Genomic DNA, 16,395 nt, shown 5'->3' on the forward strand with positions numbered 1-16,395 from the left:
GCCGCCCCCAGTCCGGCCCAAGCCCGAGCCGCGTCCGCTTCGGCCGCCGTGCCAACTTCGACCCAAGCCGCGCCCGCGCCCGCCATGCTCGCGAACGCCGCGCCCGCGAACGACGCGCCCGGGAACGCCGCGTCCGCGAGCGCCGCGGCGGCGTACACGAATCCGGTCAGTGCCGGCGCCGTCGACACCTTCCCCGATCCGGCGGTCATCAAGGGCAAGGACGGCCGTTGGTGGGCGTACGGAACGACGAACCCGATCTTCAACAGCCGCGGCGAGACCGGTGAGCACATCCTCCCCACTCTGACCTCGCCCGACCTGGTGCACTGGACCTACGCCGGCGACGTCTTCCCTCTCACCGCGAAACCGGCCTGGTGGCCCGCCGGCACCCGGCCGTGGGCGCCGGACATCCGCTACTACAACAACGCCTATCGTCTGACCTACTCGCTGTCGGTCGGTGGCATCGGGCTCGCCACCAGTTCCGGCCCCAACGGCCCGTGGACTGACCGCGGCCAGATCCTGCCGGCGGCCAGCGGCTGTCCGAGCGGCACTATCGACCAGGCCCTGATCACCGACACGGACGGCTCGTACTACCTGTACTGGGGGAGCTACGACACCATCTGCGTGGCCCGGATGAACTCGGACGGCACCGCCATCGCCGGTCCGGTCACGCAAATCGGCCACGGCCGGCGCATGGAGGGCGGCTTCGTCGTTCACCGCGGCGCCTACTACTACCTGTTCTATTCGGACGGCGGCTGCTGCGACGGCGCGTTCAGCGGCTACACGGTCAAGGTGGGCCGCGCGACGTCGCCGCTGGGTCCGTTCACCACGCCGACCGGCGTCGCGCTCACGGATCTGACCAGCAAGGACGGCGACGTGCTGGCCGCCTCCGGGAACGGCTGGGTCGGGCCCGGGCACAACGCCATCGCCACCGACCTGGCCGGGCAGGACTGGCTGGTCTATCACGCGATCCCGCAGAACGATCCCGTCTTTCCGCCGGTCACCGGGGCCAACGGCGCCACGCTCAACCTGAGCAAGCGGCCCCTGATGATCGACCGGCTGGACTGGATCAACGGCTGGCCGGTGGTCCGCGCGGGCGCCGGGCCGTCGCGTGGGGCGGAGAAGGCACCGGTCACCACCTGGACCGTCGGCAGCACCTTTGACGGGAACGCGGCCGGCTTCACGGGCGGTTTCTCCTGGTCGGGTGGGCTGCTCACCACCTCGGCGGCGGCCACCTCGCTCAGCGCCGGATCGGTCACCGGCAACGTCCGGGTCGAGGGGGACGTGCGGGGAACGGCGGCCGGCATCTCGTACGGCTCGGTGACCGCCTGGCTCGACAGCTCCGCACGCCGGCTGGTGGTCGACGGCGCGGTCGTGGGCTCGGTGGCACTGCCGGCCAACTTCAACTACCAGTCGTGGCACACGATCGTGCTGACTCGGCGCGGAACCTCGCTGACCGTCTCGGTTTCGGCCGACCGGCTGCTGCAGGACACGGCCACGGTCTCGCTGACCCTGCCGTCGTCCTTCACGGGCGGGCGGATCGGCGCGGTCTCCCGGTCCGGGGCGGCCGATGTGGACAACCTGGGTGCGGCCCCGCTGTATGTGCCGGTCACCACCCGCGTGGCCGATCCGGTTGTCGGGGCTCTCCTTCCGGCGTACTCGGACGAATTTGATTCCACCGCGCCGAATGCCGGTTGGAGTTGGGTGCGGCCGGATGCGACGGTCACGGTGAGCGGCGGGTCGCTCGTGCGCCCGACGCAGGCCGGCGACCTCGCCCTGGGCGCCAACAACGCCGGGGTCCTGCTGCGCGACGCCCCGGCCGGTCCGTTCGTGGTCGAGACGAAAGTGCAGTTCGACGGCGTACGCGGAAATCAGCAAGCCGGTCTCGTGCTCTACGACACCGATGACCGATTCGTGAAACTGGCCCACTCGGTGCTGCCGCTCAACGGCGTCGCGAACACGTTCCTGCAGCAGACCGAGTTCACCAAGGAGGACGGCGGCCGGTCCGGCCCGTCGTTCGGCGGTCCCGCCCCCGGCACGATGTGGCTGCGCCTGCTGCACCGCGACGGCGTGGCCCGCATGGCCACCAGCCGCGACGGCGTGACCTGGACGTGGGGCGCGGCCTGGACCATGCCGCGCCCCTTCCGCATTGGTGTGGTGGCCATGGGCGGAACGGGCGCCACCGCGCGCTTTGACTACGTCCGCACGTACGCCGCCGGCTGACTCACAGCACGGCGGTGGCCCGCTTCGTGCGGCACGCCGCCGCGTCGTTATGAGGACGCGGTGTGGCGGGCGGCCTGGCGCAGGTCGATGTCCTCGATGAGCTCGCGGGCGATCTCCTCGCTCAGTTCGCGGTCGCGGACGGCCTTGCCCAGCGCCAGGCGCTGCGCCTCGAAGCCGGCGTCGACGTCGGGCTCCGGTTGGGCGGCGGCCTCGGCGACGATCTCGCGGCCCCGCGCGCGTTCGGCGTCGGTGGCGGCCCGCTCGGCGGTCAGGTCGAACTTCAGCTTGCGGGCCAGCCAGCCCACCGTCGTGCCCTGCAGCAGCAGGGTGCCCAGGGTGACGAACAGCGCGATGGCCTGGATGGCAGCCCGGCCCGGGAACTCTTCACCCGACGAGGTGTGCTCGGGGATCGAGGCCGCCGCGGCCAGGGTGAGGATGCCGCGCATGCCGGTCCAGCCGACCAGCAGGCGCTCGTTGCGGGTCGGGGCGGGCAGCGGGTCCTCGCCGCGTCGCTGCCGGCGGCGATCGCGCATGGCCTGCAGCCGGGTGCGGTAGCGGACGTCCTGCTTGGCCCGCTCCTCGGACCGCTTCTCGCGGGCCGTCCACCGGCCGAACAGCACCTCGACCCCGATCAGCCGGATCACGATCGCCGCCACCAGCAGCACCGCGCCGGCGACCAGCGTGCGGCCCAGCCCGGGGTCGTCAGAGTCGGCCAGCTCCTCCAAGACCCATTTCAACTGCAGACCGATGTACGCGAAGACGAACGTCTCCAGCAGGAAGTCGATGACCGGCCAGACTTCGCCCTCCTGCAGCCGGGCCCGGTAGGCGCCCGGGTACTGGTGCTTCGGGTCGAGGGTGAGGTTGACGCTCAGTGAGAAGGCGGCCACGACCACGGCCAGGATGCCCGAGGCGTGCACCTCCTCGGCCGTCAGGAAGGCGGTGAACGGCACCAGCAGCACCAGCGCGGTCTCCAGCGTCGGATTGCCCAGCCGCTTGCGGATCCACAGGGCGATCACCGCGTACGCCGCGCCGATGCCGACCCCGATCGACGCGGTGCGGAAGAACTCGCCGACCCCGCCCTGCCAGGTGGTGTGCTCACCGTTCACGGCGGCCACGGCGATGCTGAACAGGGTGAGCGCGGTCGCGTCGTTGACCAGGCTTTCGCCGGTGAGGATCGAGGTGGCCCGCTTGGGCAGGCCGATCTCCTCGCCGTGCGAGACGGTGGTGATCGTGTCCGGCGGCGCGAGCACCGCGCCCAGCACGAAAGCCACCGTCAGCCCGAGCGTGGGCAGCAGCCACGACGTCAGCAGGCCGAGGGCGCCGGTGGAGAGCACCACCAGCACCACGCCGAGCGTCCAGATGGCCCGCAGGTTGGCCCCGAAGCTCGCGAACGACGCCCCGCGGGTGGCCGAATAGAGCAGCGGCGGGATGACGATGGCCAGGATCAGCTCGCTCTCGAGCTCCAGCCGCGGCACCCCCGGGATGAAGGACGCGCCCGCGGCCAGCACCACGATGATCATGCCGGGCTCGACGCCCCGCTTGCGCGCGAGCGCCGACACCGCGATGCCCAGCCCGATGATGAGCAGGATCTGAACGCCGTTCACTCCGCTTACCCTAGTGATCAACGGTTTCGGCCGGGAGAACAAGACCGGTATGCTCGTCGGCGGGCCGTGACTGGCGCGTCAAGGTGGTCAACCATCGGGGAGCGGCCTCGTCTGATGACGACACCTGCCGTGCGCCTGGGCCTCTTCACCGTGATAGGGAGGTCCTTATGCCCGAGCTGAATCCCGAGTCCGCCGCCTTCCGCTCCGCCCTCGAGGTCGTGCGGTCCGTCGAGCCGCGCATCGCCGACGCGATCGCCAAGGAGCTGACCGACCAGCGCGAGTCGCTGAAGCTGATCGCCAGTGAGAACTACGCCTCGCCGGCCGTGCTGCTGGCCATGGGCAACTGGCTCTCCGACAAGTACGCCGAGGGCACGATCGGCCGCCGCTTCTACGCCGGCTGCCAGAACGTCGACACCGTCGAGTCGGTCGCCGTCGAGCACGCCAAGGCCCTGTTCGGCGCACCGTACGCCTACGTGCAGCCGCACTCCGGCATCGACGCCAACCTGGTCGCGTACTGGGCGATCCTGGCCGACCGGGTCGAGGTGCCCTACCTCAAGAAGTTCGAGAAGCGCCAGATCAACAACCTGAGCGACGCCGAGTGGGCCGAGCTGCGGCAGGCGTTCGGCAACCAGCGCATGCTCGGCATGAGCCTCGACGCGGGTGGCCACCTCACCCACGGCTTCCGGCCCAACATCAGCGGCAAGATGTTCGACCAGCGGTCGTACGGCGTCGACCCGGCCACCGGGCAGATCGACTACGCCGCCCTGCGCGAGACCGCGCGCGAATTCAAGCCCCTGATCATCGTGGGTGGCTACTCGGCGTACCCCCGCAAGGTGAACTTCGCGACGCTGCGCGAGATCGCCGACGAGGTGGGCGCGACCTTCATGGTCGACATGGCGCACTTCGCCGGCCTGGTCGCGGGCAAGGTCTTCACCGGCGACTTCAACCCGATCGAGCACGCGCACATCGTCACCACGACGACCCACAAGAGCCTGCGGGGCCCGCGCGGTGGCGCCGTCTTCGCCCAGCCCGAACTGGCCGACCAGGTCGACCGCGGCTGCCCGATGGTGCTCGGCGGCCCGCTGGGTCACGTCATGGCGGCCAAGGCGATCGCGTTCGCCGAGGCCCGGCGGCCGGAATTCCAGACGTACGCGCAGCAGATCGTGACCAACAGCCAGGCCCTCGCCGAGGGTCTGAGCAAGCGCGGCGTGCAGCTGGTCAGCGGCGGCACCGACAACCACCTGGTGCTGATCGACGTGCACCCGTTCGGTCTGACCGGTCGCCAGGCCGAGCAGGCGCTGCTCGACAGCGGCGTCGTCACCAACCGCAACGCCATCCCGAACGACCCGAACGGCGCCTGGTACACCTCGGGCATCCGGATCGGCACGCCCGCGCTCACGTCGCGGGGCCTCGGCGTGGCCGAGATGGACCAGATCGCCGAGCTCATCCACACCGTGCTCAGCGGAACCACGCCCGACGCCACGTCGAAGGCCAAGTTCCACCTCGACCCGGCCGTGTCGGACAGGGTGCACAAGCAGGCCCACGAGCTGCTGGCCGGCTTCCCGCTCTACCCCAGCGTCGATCTGGGCTGACGACTGTCGTTACGTCGCCTCACCCCGGGGTACGCACCCCGGGGTGAGCGAACAACCGACTGATCAAGCGGCCGGCACCCTGGAAACGGTGCACACCTTCGACGACGGGCCGATGCCCACGGGGGTCAGCGTCTCGCGTACGGGAAGGGTCTTCGTCAATTTCCCCAAGTGGGGCGACGATGTGCGCTTCACGGTGGCCGAGATCCGCGACGGCGAGGTGGTGCCGTATCCGGACATCGACTGGAACTCGCCGCGGGACGACGCCGACCTCGAGGCGTTCGTGTCGGTGCAGAGCATCGTGGTCGACCCGGCCGACCGGCTGTGGATCCTCGACACCGGCAGCCCGATGTTCCAGCCCACCCAGCACGGCGGCCCGAAGCTGGTCTGCGTCGACCTGGCGACAAATCAGGTCGTACGCACCATCGTCTTCGACCAGGACGTCGCGCTCCCCACGACGTACCTGAACGACGTCCGCTTCGACCTGCGCCGCAATGCCGCCTTCATCACCGACTCGTCCGACCAGGGCCCCAACGCCCTCATCGTCGTCGACCTGCACACCGGTGAGGCCTGGCGTCGCCTGCACGAGCACCCCACCACCAAGGCCGTCCAGCCGGCCGACATGCTGCCCATGGTTGAGGGCAAGCCGTTCTTCGAACGCCCCAAGGACGGCCCGCCCGAGCCGGTGAAAATGGGCGCCGACGGCATCGCGATCGCCGCCGACGGTTCGCGCGTCTACTACTGCCCGCTGATCTCCCGCCGCTGGCACAGCGTCTCGGCCGAGGCCCTGTTCGACCGCGGCCTGAGCGACGCCGACGTGTCCGCCACGGTCGTCGACGAGGGCGACAAGGGCGGAGCATCGGACGGCCTCGAAACCGACGACCAGGGCCGCCTCTACATGACCGACTGGGAGCACAACGCCGTCCTGCGCCGCCTCCCCGACGGCACCGTCGAAACCCTGGTCCACGACCCCCGCCTGCTCTGGCCCGACACGATGTCCGTGGCCGACGGCTACCTCTACGTCACGTCCAACCAGCTGCACCGCCAGGCCAAGTACCAGAACGACGAAGACCGTCGCCAATACCCGTACTCCCTGTTCCGGGTGCCCATCGACGCCGGCCCGATCAACCTGCGGTAGGTGTATCCGTCGCGGATCGAACGTGTCGCCGCCGCAAATCGAAAGTCCGGGCGTCGCAAATCGAAAGCCGGCGGCAAGATCGAGGTCGACGCCGTATTGCAGAACAGGCGGAGTCGGGTCATCGCCTGGGACGTGACGCCGCCACGAACCTGCGTGCCGGGGCGGTAGCCTCGGCCGCGATGGTGCCGTCGACTGTTCTTGCTGTGCTGGCTGAGCTTGCGCCGGCCAAGGGCGACCGCGTGCTCGATGTCGGGCGCTTCCTGTGGCTGGAGGATGCGGAGCGGGCGCCTCGGCAGAAGGACGCTGATCGGCTCGCGGCGATCGGGGCGTTGCATCGCGATGAGCGGCCGCTGCGGCGTGGGTGGGGCTTCCTGGTCGGGCGGACCGAGATCGAGGGCAAGCAGCGCAAGATCCGGCTGCCGTTGCTCAGCCAGCCGGTGCAGCTCGAGCGGGGGCTGCTGGGGTATCGGGTGGTGCCGGCCGGGGACGTGGAGATCACGCCGCTGATCGAGGATCGGAAGCTGGCCGCGGCGTTGGAGGCGGCGCCGGGGGTGGCCGGGCCGGGCTGGCTGGAGGCGACCGGCAGCAAGGCCTGGCTGTGGTCGGCGGCCGAAGCTACGGGACTGCCGGTGGACGCGGTGGCCGGCGATCGGAAGGCGCCCAACGACCGGATCGTGCTGGTGCCCGAGGCGGCGCTGTTCGTGGTGCGGGACGTTTTCGGGGCCGGGTTGGCCGACAGTTTGCGCAGCTGGGCGTCGCGGGATCTGGCCGGCACCGCACTGGCCGCGCTCTACGCCAACGAGGACGAAAGCCGGGCGGCCAAACGCGGCGGAGACGAGGGCCGAGCGGCCAAACGCGGCGAAGACGGCAGCGGCGCGGCCGAACGCGGCGGAAGCAAAGGCGGCGGCGACCAAGCGACCGTTTTGTCGCCAATGCCGCTGAGCGAGGCTCAGGCTGAGGTTGTGAGCCGGGTACGGGACGACACGATCACCGTGGTCTCGGGGCCGCCGGGTAACGGCAAGAGCCACACCGTCGTGGCGGCGGCGCTCGAGGTCGTGCATCGGGGTGGGTCGGTGCTGGTGGCGACGCAGTCGCCGCATGCGGCTGAGGTGTTGAGCCGGCTGCTCGAACGGTATCCGGGGCCGGTTCCGGTGCTGTTCGGGGACGCGGCCCGCCGCGAGAGCCTGGCCGCCGAGCTGACCGCGGGGCTCGAGCACGGCGCGTCCGACGACGAACTCAAGGCGGACGCCGAGCAAGTTCGAAAAGCCCATGACGCCGTACGGGATATTCGCGCCGGTCTGACCGCGGCCCTCAGCCTCGAAACCACAGCGGCCGAGCTGCCCGAATGGCAACCGCGCCTGACCGCGCTGGCCGTGGACGTGCCCGGCGCCTTCGACGGCGACGCCGATCTGGCGAAGCTGGAGCACCGGCTCGACGGCGGCGCGCTCGCGAAGTGGTGGGCCCGGCGGCGGCTGCGCGTGCGGAAAGACGTACCGAGGGAAAGGGTGACCGACGCCTTCGCCGCGGCCGCCGCGCAGCGAGCCGCCGCCCAGCTGGCCGCGACCGGCGGCACCAGCCTCGAGCCGCAGTGGCAGGCCCTGCACGACGCCGAGGAAAGGCTGGCCGCGACCGTCGGTGATGCCATGCGCCGGGCCGCCCGCAGCCGCAAACGGTGGGACCGCGCCGCGCGCCGAGGGGCCGCGGACCTGGCTGCCGCGTTGCGGGCCGGGCGCAACCGCCGTCGTGAGCTGCTGGCCGCATTGCCGGCCGAGCCGTTGGTACGCGCTCTCCCGCTCTGGATCGGCACGGTGGCCGACGTCGAGGATCTGCTGCCCGCCGCGCCCGGGATGTTCGACCTGGTGGTGTTGGACGAGGCGTCCCATGTGGACCAGGTGCGGGCCGCGCCGGTGTTGGCTAGGGCGAAGCGAGCGATGGTCGTCGGCGACCCGCGGCAGTTGCGGTTCGTCTCGTTCGTCAGCGATGTCGACGTGGCTGAAGTGCTGCAGCGGCACGGCGCGGACGAGCGGCTCGACGTCCGCCGGGTCAGCGCCTACGACCTCGCGGCCGGCGCCGCCCCGGCCACCTGGCTGGCCGAGCATCACCGCAGCGTGCCGCACCTGATCGGCTTCGCGGCGCGGCGCTTCTACGGCGACCGGCTCGACGTGCTCACCCGCACCCCGGCCACCGAGGGCGCCGACGCGATCGACATCGTGCGCGCGCCCGACGAACTGGCCGCGGTGCTGAAGCTGGTCGAGGAAGAGGCCGCGGCCGGCACGCGCGGCATCGGGGTGATCTCGCCGTTCCGTCCGCAGGCCGACGCGCTCGAGGCGGCACTCGTCGAGGCGTACCCGGTAGAGAAGATCGAGGAATTGGGCCTGCGCACCGGCACGGTGCACGCTTTCCAGGGCAGCGAGGCCGACGTCGTGATCGTCTCGCTGGGCCTGCCGCCGGACGATCCGCCCGCCCGCCGTCGCTTCGTGGCCGACCCCAACCTGTTCAACGTCATGGTCACCCGGGCCCGGCGGCGGCTCGTCGTGGTCACCGCCCTCGGGGACGCCGACGGCTTGGTCGGCGACTTTTTCGCGTACGCGGGAAAGCCGCAACCCATCGCCGACCGCAACCAACCAACTGGTTGGATTGCCGAGCTGGCGGCCGAGCTGAGCCGCCTCGGAGTCGAGACCCGGCCCGCGTACGCCGTCGGCCGCTGGACGATCGACCTGTGCATCGGCCCGCCCGGCAACCCGGTCGGCGTCTTCTGTGGACCCCACCCGGACGGGCCGCCCGCGCATCTCGCCCGGCAACGCGCCTTGGCTCGCAAGGGCTGGCGCCTGCGCGACGCCTTCGCCAGCCGGTGGGCGGATGACCCCCGGCGAGCCGCCCTCGAGCTGGCCAGCTACCTCTGAATCGGGTGCAGTGTCACGTCGGTCAGTTTGCCGCCTTCGATCACCGCGGTCTGGTACGTGGCGAACGGCTGCCGTCGCCGGTCGGTCGGTGAGCCGGGGTTGAGCAACCGCAGCCCGGACGCGGCGGTCGTGTCCCACGGGATGTGTGAGTGCCCGAAGACCAGCAGGTCGACGTCGGGGAAGCGGGCCGCGCAGCGTTCGGTGCGGCCGGTCGACTGCCCGGTCTCGTGGATCACCGCCAGCCGCAGCCCGTCCAGGTCGGCGTACGCGATCTCGGGCAGTCTCGCCCGCAGGCCCGGGCCGTCGTTGTTGCCGTAGCAGGCGATCAGGCGGGCCGAGCGCGCCTCGAAGGCGTTCAGCGCGGCCTCGTCGACCCAGTCCCCGGCGTGCACCACGACGTCGGCGGCGTCGATCGCGGCCCACAACGGCGCCGGCAGGTCGCGGGCGCGCTTGGGCAGATGGGTGTCGCTCGTGAGGACCAGACGCATCGTTCCAGAGTAGGAAACAAAGCTTCGGGAAGCGCTCTCCGGGTCAAGATCGGCCGAATTGGCGGGCATGCCGTTTTTTCCGATCCGCGCCGGAACCGGTTCCGAAGTCTGTGTTATCGAGCCCTGCCTCGACGGCCGAGCTGACCGTCGTACGGCATTGACCTGGGTTTATGACCTTGGAGGGCGGCCGCCGAGCCGGGTCTTTGTGACAACCGCAAGACCGGCTGAGTTCCGGAACCGTGTTCATCTATGGACAGCCGATGAACGCGTTCCTTAGCGTCGGTCGCGGGGGAGCGCTTTCCCTCGTACGGACGAAGGAGAGTTCTGCCTTCCCTAGGGCGCAAGAGTCCCCCTTGCGCATCCCCGCCCAAGGAGAAGCAATGACCATCCCCATCTCCTCCGCACCCGAGCGGAGGCGCTCCCCCTGGCGCCTCGCGGCGATCGGCGGCCTGGTCGCCACCGTCGTCGCGGGCTACGCCGCCGTCACCGCGGTCGGCGCGAGTGCCGCCGAAACCCTGCTCTCACAGGGCAAGCCGGCCACCGCGTCGTCCACCCAGGCGGCCGGCGCCTACCTGGCGTCCGAGGCTGTCGACGGCAACGCCGGCACCCGCTGGTCGTCGGCCGCCAGTGACCCGCAGTGGCTACAGGTCGACCTGGGCAGCTCGCAGCAGATCACCCGCGTCGAGCTCAACTGGGAGACCGCCGCGGCCAAGGCGTTCCAGCTCCAGGTCTCGGACAACGCGAGCACCTGGACCAACATCTATTCGACCACCACGTCGACCGGCGGCAACCAGAACCTGACGGTCAACGGCACCGGCCGGTACGTGCGCATGTACGGCACTCAGCGCACCACCGGCTACGGCTACTCACTCTGGGAGTTCAAGGTCTACGGCGGCACCACCACCACACCCCCGACCACCCCGCCCCCGACGACGCCGCCTCCGACGGGCGACCCGATCCCGGGCGGCGGCAGTCTCGGCGCCAACGTGGTCGTCTTCGACCCGTCGATGTCCAGCGCCAGCATCCAGGCCCGGGCCGATCAGATCTTCGCCCAGCAAGAGAGGGCGCAGTTCGGCACCGGGCGCTACGTGCTCGCGTTCAAGCCGGGCACGTACAACAACCTCAACATCCAGGTCGGCTTCTACACCTCGGTCGTCGGCCTCGGGCAGAACCCGCAGGACGTACGGATCAACGGCGACATCACCGTCGACGCCGGCTGGTTCCAGGGCAACGCGACCCAGAACTTCTGGCGCAGCACCGAGAACGTGTCGGTCTACCCGGTCAACGGCACCAACCGCTGGGCCGTCTCGCAGGCCGCCCCGTTCCGCCGCATGGACATCCACGGCAACCTGAACCTGGCCCCCAACGGGTACGGCTGGGCGTCCGGCGGCTACATCGCGGACTCGCGCATCAGCGGCAGCGAGGGGCAGTACTCGCAGCAGCAGTGGTTCACCCGGGACAGCCAGATCGGCTCGAACACCAACGCGGTGTGGAACCAGACTTTCGTCGGCGTGCAGGGTGCCCCGGCCGCCAGCTACCCGACACCGCCGTACACGGTCATTCCGCAGACCCCGGTGATCCGCGAGAAGCCGTACCTGTACCAGAGCGGCAGCGACTACGCGGTCTTCGTGCCCAACCTGCGCACCAACACCTCGGGCGCGACCTGGGTCAACGGCAACAGCCCGGGTACGTCGATCCCGCTCAGCCAGTTCTACGTGGCCAAGCCGGGTGACACCGCCGCCCGGATCAACCAGGCGCTGGCCCAGGGCCTGAACCTGATCTTCCAGCCCGGCATCTACCACATCAACCAGACGATCAACGTGAACCGGGCCAACACCGTGGTCCTCGGCCTCGGCTACGCCACGATCATCCCGGACAACGGCGTCACCGCGATGCAGGTGGCCGATGTGGACGGCGTGAAGGTGGCCGGCGTGCTGTTCGACGCGGGCACCACCAACTCGCCCAACCTGCTGGTCATGGGTCAGTCGGGCTCGTCGGCCAACCACGCCGCCAACCCCAGCACCGTGCAGGACGTGTTCTTCCGGATCGGTGGCTACATCGCCGGCAAGGCCACCAACAGCCTGCTGGTCAACAGCAACAACGTGATCATCGACCACATCTGGGCCTGGCGGGCCGACCACGGCAACGCCGGCACGTACGGCTGGACGGTCAACACGGCCGACAGCGGCCTGATCGTCAACGGCAACAACGTGACAGCGTACGGGTTGTTCGTCGAGCACTACCAGAAGACTGAAGTCCTCTGGAACGGCAACGGCGGCCGTACGTACTTCCTGCAGAACGAGCAGCCGTACGACCCGCCGTCCAACGCCGCCTGGCGCACCGACGGGGTGCTCGGCTACCCGGCCTACAAGGTGGCCGACAGTGTCCAGACCCACGAGGCGTGGGCGATGGGCAGCTACGCGGTCTTCCTGGACAACCCGGCCATCCACTCGGCCAACGGCTTCCAGGCCCCGACCCACGGCGGCGTGAAGTTCCACAACATCTTCACGATCTCGCTGGCCGCGGGCACGATCGACCACGTGGTCAACAACATCGGCGCGCCGGCTCAGGCCAGCAACGTCGTCCCCTCCACGATCACCAACTTCCCCTGATCGTTCTGACCATGACGGTGCGGTGTCGTCTCCTGGAGAAGGGGACGACACCGTACCGTCGTCTATGGCATGATCGCGGCCTCGCCCCTCTCCTTCGCCGCAGGGAACCCCATGCTCTCTTTCGTCAAGCGGGCCCGCCTCGGCCGCTGGCTCGCTCTCGCCGTGGTCCCGGTCTCGCTGCTGAGCGTCGGCGGCGCCGCCGTGGCCGCCACCCACACCCTCACCGTCACCGTGATCAACCGCAGCGGCGCCAAGGTCAACGCCGGCCTGAAGCTGGTCGACGTGACGACCAGCTCGACCATCCTGGCCCGCTCGGGCACGGCCAAGAAGCTGACCAAGGGCACGTACGCCGTACTGACCTCGGTGACCTCCAACGGCACGATCACGTTGGCCGGCCAGACCGTGAAGGTGTCCGGTTCGACCAGGCTGACGATCGACACCCGCCGGGGCAAGCCGGTCGGGCTCGGTTTGAGCCCCGTCCCCAAGGGCCGGCAGTACACCCTCAACATGCGCATCTGCACCCGGACAAGCGCGAGCGAGGATGTCGAGGCCACCAACTTCGTCGCCTCGAAGCTGTACGTCCTGCCCAACTCCTCGAAGTACGTCGGCTTCGCCGCGATGGGCACCTGGAGCGACCTGTCCGGCACCACCGACAGCTACGCGGTGCTGCACCAGACCACCGGCATTCCGGCCGGGCTGGGCAAGACCTTCAACGCGACCAAGCTGGCCAAGATGCGGATCGTCCAGAAGCGTGGTCCGTCCGGCTCGGTCTACTCCGACCTGGCCGTGCAGCCGCAGACGAGCGGGTGCGGCAACGACCTGTACGCCGGAATGGGCAACACCGACAAGCCGACGATCAGCACCCTGCACGTCACGCCGGGCACGTGGGACTTCCGGGTCAGCTCGTCGGCGATCACGAAGACCAACGAGAACTGGAACATCGGCAGCTACTTCGCGAAGCGCACTGTTGCCGCCGGCAAGTCGTACAACCTGAGCTTCTTCAACTCGGCCTGGGGTCCCAGCTCGCACCTGCCGGCCACGATCCGGGGCTACCTCTCGTTCGGCCTGAACGACATGTTCGCCGACCCGGCCTTCCCCGGCGCCGGCTCGGTCGAGGGCGGCGACAAGGCCTCGGCGGCCCTGTACTTCAACGGCAAGGCGGTCGCCGTGAAGCAGGACAAGGGCTGGGAGCCCGAGATGACGTACATGTACTACACGGTCAAGAAGGCCGGCTGGTACACGCTCACCAACACCGCCACCCGCTACTACCCGGAGATCACCTTCCCGTCCGGGATGCTCTCCACGACCAGCCGGGTGACGTACCGGTTCCAGACCAAGCCGAACGCCAGCGCGCTGCCCGGGGTCTACTCCGTGCACATGTTGCCGGCCGGCCTGAGCATGACCAACAAGGCCAAGCCGGGAACCAAGACCAAGGTCACGATCAAATTGCTTCGTACGGTGGTCGACCCCGACGCCAAGCGGGGCACCGACCCCAAGGTGAGCAAGCTGACCGCCCAGATGTCGCCGGACAGCGGCAAGACGTGGCGCACCGTCCCGGTCTCGAAGGTCGGCGGCACCTGGTACGCGACAGTCACCAACCCGACGACCAGCGCGGTGGCCCTCAAGGTGCGGGCCACGGTCGCCGGCGGCGCCTACACCGAAGCCACCGTCTTCCGCGCCTACGGAATCGGCTAGATCGGTAACTCTCCCGAGCCCCGGGGGATCAGGGTCGTCGGGATCCTGATCTCCCGGGGTGGGCCGTCGTAGCCCTCGATCCGCTCGAAGAGGGCCGCGGCGGCCGTGCGGCCCATGCGGGCTGGATCCTGGGCGACCACGGTGACCGGGGGCTCGAGCAGGTCGGCCAGCGGGAAGTCGTCGAAGCCGACCAGGGCCACCGAGCGCTCGCGGGAAAGGCGCCGCAAAGCCCGTACGACGCCCAGGGTGACCATGCTCTGGGTGGTGAACAGGGCCGTCGGTGGGTGCGGGCCGCGCAGCATCGCGACGGCGGCTCGTTCGGCGTCGGTCGGATCGTGCAGATCGTGCACCGCGGGGCCGGCCCGGCTGCCCAGCGCGCGCAGATAGCCGCGGTGGCGGTCGCGGGTCGTGGACAGGTGCTGGTGGCCGCCGAGGAAGCCGATGCTGCGGTGGCCCTGCGCGATCAGATGGCGTACGGCGCCGGCCGCCCCGGAGACGTTGGTGGAGACGACCGTGTCGCCCGCGGCGCCGGTGGGGGTGCGGTCGACGAAGACGACGGGCAGGCCGGTGTGCGCTCCTAAGTGGCCGGAGTCGGCGCCGGTCGGAGCCAGGATCAGGCCGTCCGTCTGGCGCTCGGCGAACGCTTCGGCCAGCGTCTGTTCCCGTACGGGATCCTGGTCGAGACTCCCGGTGAGCACCTGGATGCCCCGCGCCCGGGCCTGGTCCTCGACCGCCCGGTGCAGCGCGGCCGAGAACGGGTGGGACACGTCGTCGAGCAGCAGGCCGATCGTGCGGGTGCGGCGGTCGTTGCGGCGCAGCATGCTGGCGCCCACGTGCGGGCGGTAGTCGAGCGACTCGACCGCCGCGTGCACGCGTGCGGCCAGGTCGGGGGCCACCGTTGTCTCGCCGTTGACCACCCGGGACACCGTCTTGAGGCTCACTCCGGCGGTGCGGGCGACGTCGTTCATGGTTGGCCGATGCGATGTCATCCATCTACCTCCGTCGATGTTGATCACTGTCGGCAACATCGTGGAAACTCATTGTTGACATGAAGTGAAGGCGGGCGTCTACTGCGAGACAACGTTGTCCCTCGATTTCGCTAAATCGATTGGGAGGGAGCATGCGCAGGAAAATGCTGGCCGCGGGCTGCGCGGTGACATTGGTCCTCGGCACCGCGGCCTGCAACCGTGGAACAGGCGAGGACGTCGTCGGTCTCATCACCAAGACCGACACCAACCCCTTCTTCGTCCAGATGAGAAAGGGCGCCCAGAGCGAGGCCAAGACCCAAGGCGTCGAACTGCAGAGCTTCGCCGGCAAGCAGGACGGCGACAACGAGGCCCAGGTGCAGGCGATCGAGAACCTGATGTCGTTCGGCGCCAAGGGCTTCCTGATCACGCCGAACGACTCGAAGGCGATCGTGCCCTCGATCGACAAGGCCCACGAGCAGGACATGCTCGTGATCGCGCTGGACACGCCGGTCGACCCGCCCAACGCGGCCGACGCCACCTTCGCCACCGACAACTACCAGGCCGGCAAGCTGATCGGGCAGTGGGCCAAGGCCAAGTTCGCCAAGGACGGCAAGCAGGCCAGGATCGCCATGCTCGACCTCAACGCCAACCAGGTCTCCGTCGACGTCAAGCGCGACCAGGGCTTCCTCGACGGTTTCGGTATCGACGTGGGCGACCCGAACAAGATCGGCGACGAGAACGACCCGCAGATCGCCGGCCACGACGTCACCGACGGCGCCGAGGACGGCGGCCGCACCGCGATGGAGAACCTGCTGCAGAAGGACTCCACGATCAACCTGGTCTACACGATCAACGAGCCCGCCGCGGCCGGCGCCTATCTGGCTCTGCAGGCGGCCGGCAAGGAGAAGGACACCGTCATCGTCTCGATCGACGGCGGCTGCCCCGGGGTCGACAACGTGTCCAAGGGGATCATCGGGGCCACCTCGATGCAGTTCCCGCTCAAGATGGCCCAGCTGGGCATCAACGCCATCGCCGCGTACGCCAAGGACGGCACCCGGCCCCAGGCGACACCGGGCAAGGACTTCTACGACACCGGAACCCAACTGATCACCGACGACCCGCAGGCCGGCGTGGAGGCGAAGGACTCCACGTGGGGCAAGCAGAACTGCTGGGGCTGA

The 16,395-nt window shown here is 69.7% G+C and carries 10 protein-coding genes and 1 riboswitch; of the genes, 7 read left to right on the forward strand and 3 right to left on the reverse strand.

Translation table 11 applies throughout. The annotated features are described in order from the left end of the window. Positions 1-48 precede the first annotated feature (48 nt). Positions 49-2,220, forward strand: a complete 2,172-nt coding sequence (locus OWR29_RS06190; RefSeq protein WP_267561533.1) for a glycoside hydrolase family 43 protein — start codon at positions 49-51, stop codon at positions 2,218-2,220. A gap of 47 nt (positions 2,221-2,267) precedes the next feature. Here the strand turns inward: OWR29_RS06190 and OWR29_RS06195 are convergent, their stop codons facing one another. Further along, positions 2,268-3,824, reverse strand: coding sequence for a cation:proton antiporter (locus OWR29_RS06195; RefSeq protein WP_267561534.1), 1,557 nt, complete (start codon positions 3,822-3,824; stop codon positions 2,268-2,270). A gap of 56 nt (positions 3,825-3,880) precedes the next feature. Beyond that, positions 3,881-3,972: riboswitch (ZMP/ZTP riboswitch) on the forward strand. Positions 3,973-3,991: 19 nt separating this feature from the next. Between OWR29_RS06195 and OWR29_RS06200 the strand changes: the two genes are divergently transcribed. The 3 genes from OWR29_RS06200 to OWR29_RS06210 all read left to right on the forward strand — a co-directional run bounded on the left by OWR29_RS06200 (position 3,992) and on the right by OWR29_RS06210 (position 9,454). Beyond that, the gene (locus OWR29_RS06200) at positions 3,992-5,416 is read left to right on the forward strand and encodes a glycine hydroxymethyltransferase (protein WP_267561535.1); all 1,425 of its coding nucleotides are present in this window, start codon (positions 3,992-3,994) and stop codon (positions 5,414-5,416) included. A gap of 43 nt (positions 5,417-5,459) precedes the next feature. Continuing rightward, complete coding sequence (locus OWR29_RS06205; RefSeq protein ID WP_267561536.1) at positions 5,460-6,551, forward strand: L-dopachrome tautomerase-related protein; 1,092 nt, start codon at positions 5,460-5,462, stop codon at positions 6,549-6,551. 179 nt (positions 6,552-6,730) lie between these two features. Next, positions 6,731-9,454: an AAA domain-containing protein gene (locus OWR29_RS06210; RefSeq protein ID WP_267561537.1), complete on the forward strand. Its 2,724-nt coding sequence runs from the start codon at positions 6,731-6,733 to the stop codon at positions 9,452-9,454. Here the strand turns inward: OWR29_RS06210 and OWR29_RS06215 are convergent. Then, the gene (locus OWR29_RS06215; RefSeq protein WP_267561538.1) at positions 9,445-9,942 is read right to left on the reverse strand and encodes a metallophosphoesterase family protein; all 498 of its coding nucleotides are present in this window, start codon (positions 9,940-9,942) and stop codon (positions 9,445-9,447) included. The two genes, OWR29_RS06210 and OWR29_RS06215, sit on opposite strands and share 10 nt — an antisense overlap. A 380-nt stretch (positions 9,943-10,322) precedes the next feature. On the opposite strand from OWR29_RS06215, the gene OWR29_RS06220 reads away from it, so the two are divergent. Continuing rightward, positions 10,323-12,554: a discoidin domain-containing protein gene (locus OWR29_RS06220; protein WP_267561539.1), complete on the forward strand. Its 2,232-nt coding sequence runs from the start codon at positions 10,323-10,325 to the stop codon at positions 12,552-12,554. Positions 12,555-12,665: 111 nt separating this feature from the next. Continuing rightward, positions 12,666-14,249 carry a hypothetical protein gene (locus OWR29_RS06225; RefSeq protein ID WP_267561540.1) on the forward strand — a complete coding sequence of 528 codons (1,584 nt, stop codon included), beginning with the start codon at positions 12,666-12,668 and terminating at the stop codon, positions 14,247-14,249. On the opposite strand, the gene OWR29_RS06230 is transcribed toward OWR29_RS06225, so the two are convergent. Beyond that, positions 14,246-15,238 carry a LacI family DNA-binding transcriptional regulator gene (locus tag OWR29_RS06230; RefSeq protein ID WP_267561541.1) on the reverse strand — a complete coding sequence of 331 codons (993 nt, stop codon included), beginning with the start codon at positions 15,236-15,238 and terminating at the stop codon, positions 14,246-14,248. The two genes, OWR29_RS06225 and OWR29_RS06230, sit on opposite strands and share 4 nt — an antisense overlap. A 131-nt stretch (positions 15,239-15,369) precedes the next feature. Here OWR29_RS06230 and OWR29_RS06235 point away from each other — a divergent pair, with 131 nt between their 5' ends. Beyond that, positions 15,370-16,395: a sugar ABC transporter substrate-binding protein gene (locus tag OWR29_RS06235; protein ID WP_267561542.1), complete on the forward strand. Its 1,026-nt coding sequence runs from the start codon at positions 15,370-15,372 to the stop codon at positions 16,393-16,395.

This window comes from Paractinoplanes pyxinae (assembly GCF_026626335.1).
GTDB classification, from domain to species: Bacteria; Actinomycetota; Actinomycetes; order Mycobacteriales; family Micromonosporaceae; genus Actinoplanes; species Actinoplanes pyxinae.

Coding starts and splice junctions, on each gene's coding strand:
- OWR29_RS06225 (WP_267561540.1), top strand. CDS start 12,666: ATGCTCTCTTTCGTCAAGCGGGCCCGCCTCGGCCGCTGGCTCGCTCTC.
- OWR29_RS06235 (WP_267561542.1), top strand. CDS start 15,370: ATGCGCAGGAAAATGCTGGCCGCGGGCTGCGCGGTGACATTGGTCCTC.
- OWR29_RS06200 (WP_267561535.1), top strand. CDS start 3,992: ATGCCCGAGCTGAATCCCGAGTCCGCCGCCTTCCGCTCCGCCCTCGAG.
- OWR29_RS06210 (WP_267561537.1), top strand. CDS start 6,731: ATGGTGCCGTCGACTGTTCTTGCTGTGCTGGCTGAGCTTGCGCCGGCC.
- OWR29_RS06215 (WP_267561538.1), bottom strand. CDS start 9,942: ATGCGTCTGGTCCTCACGAGCGACACCCATCTGCCCAAGCGCGCCCGC.
- OWR29_RS06230 (WP_267561541.1), bottom strand. CDS start 15,238: ATGACATCGCATCGGCCAACCATGAACGACGTCGCCCGCACCGCCGGA.
- OWR29_RS06220 (WP_267561539.1), top strand. CDS start 10,323: ATGACCATCCCCATCTCCTCCGCACCCGAGCGGAGGCGCTCCCCCTGG.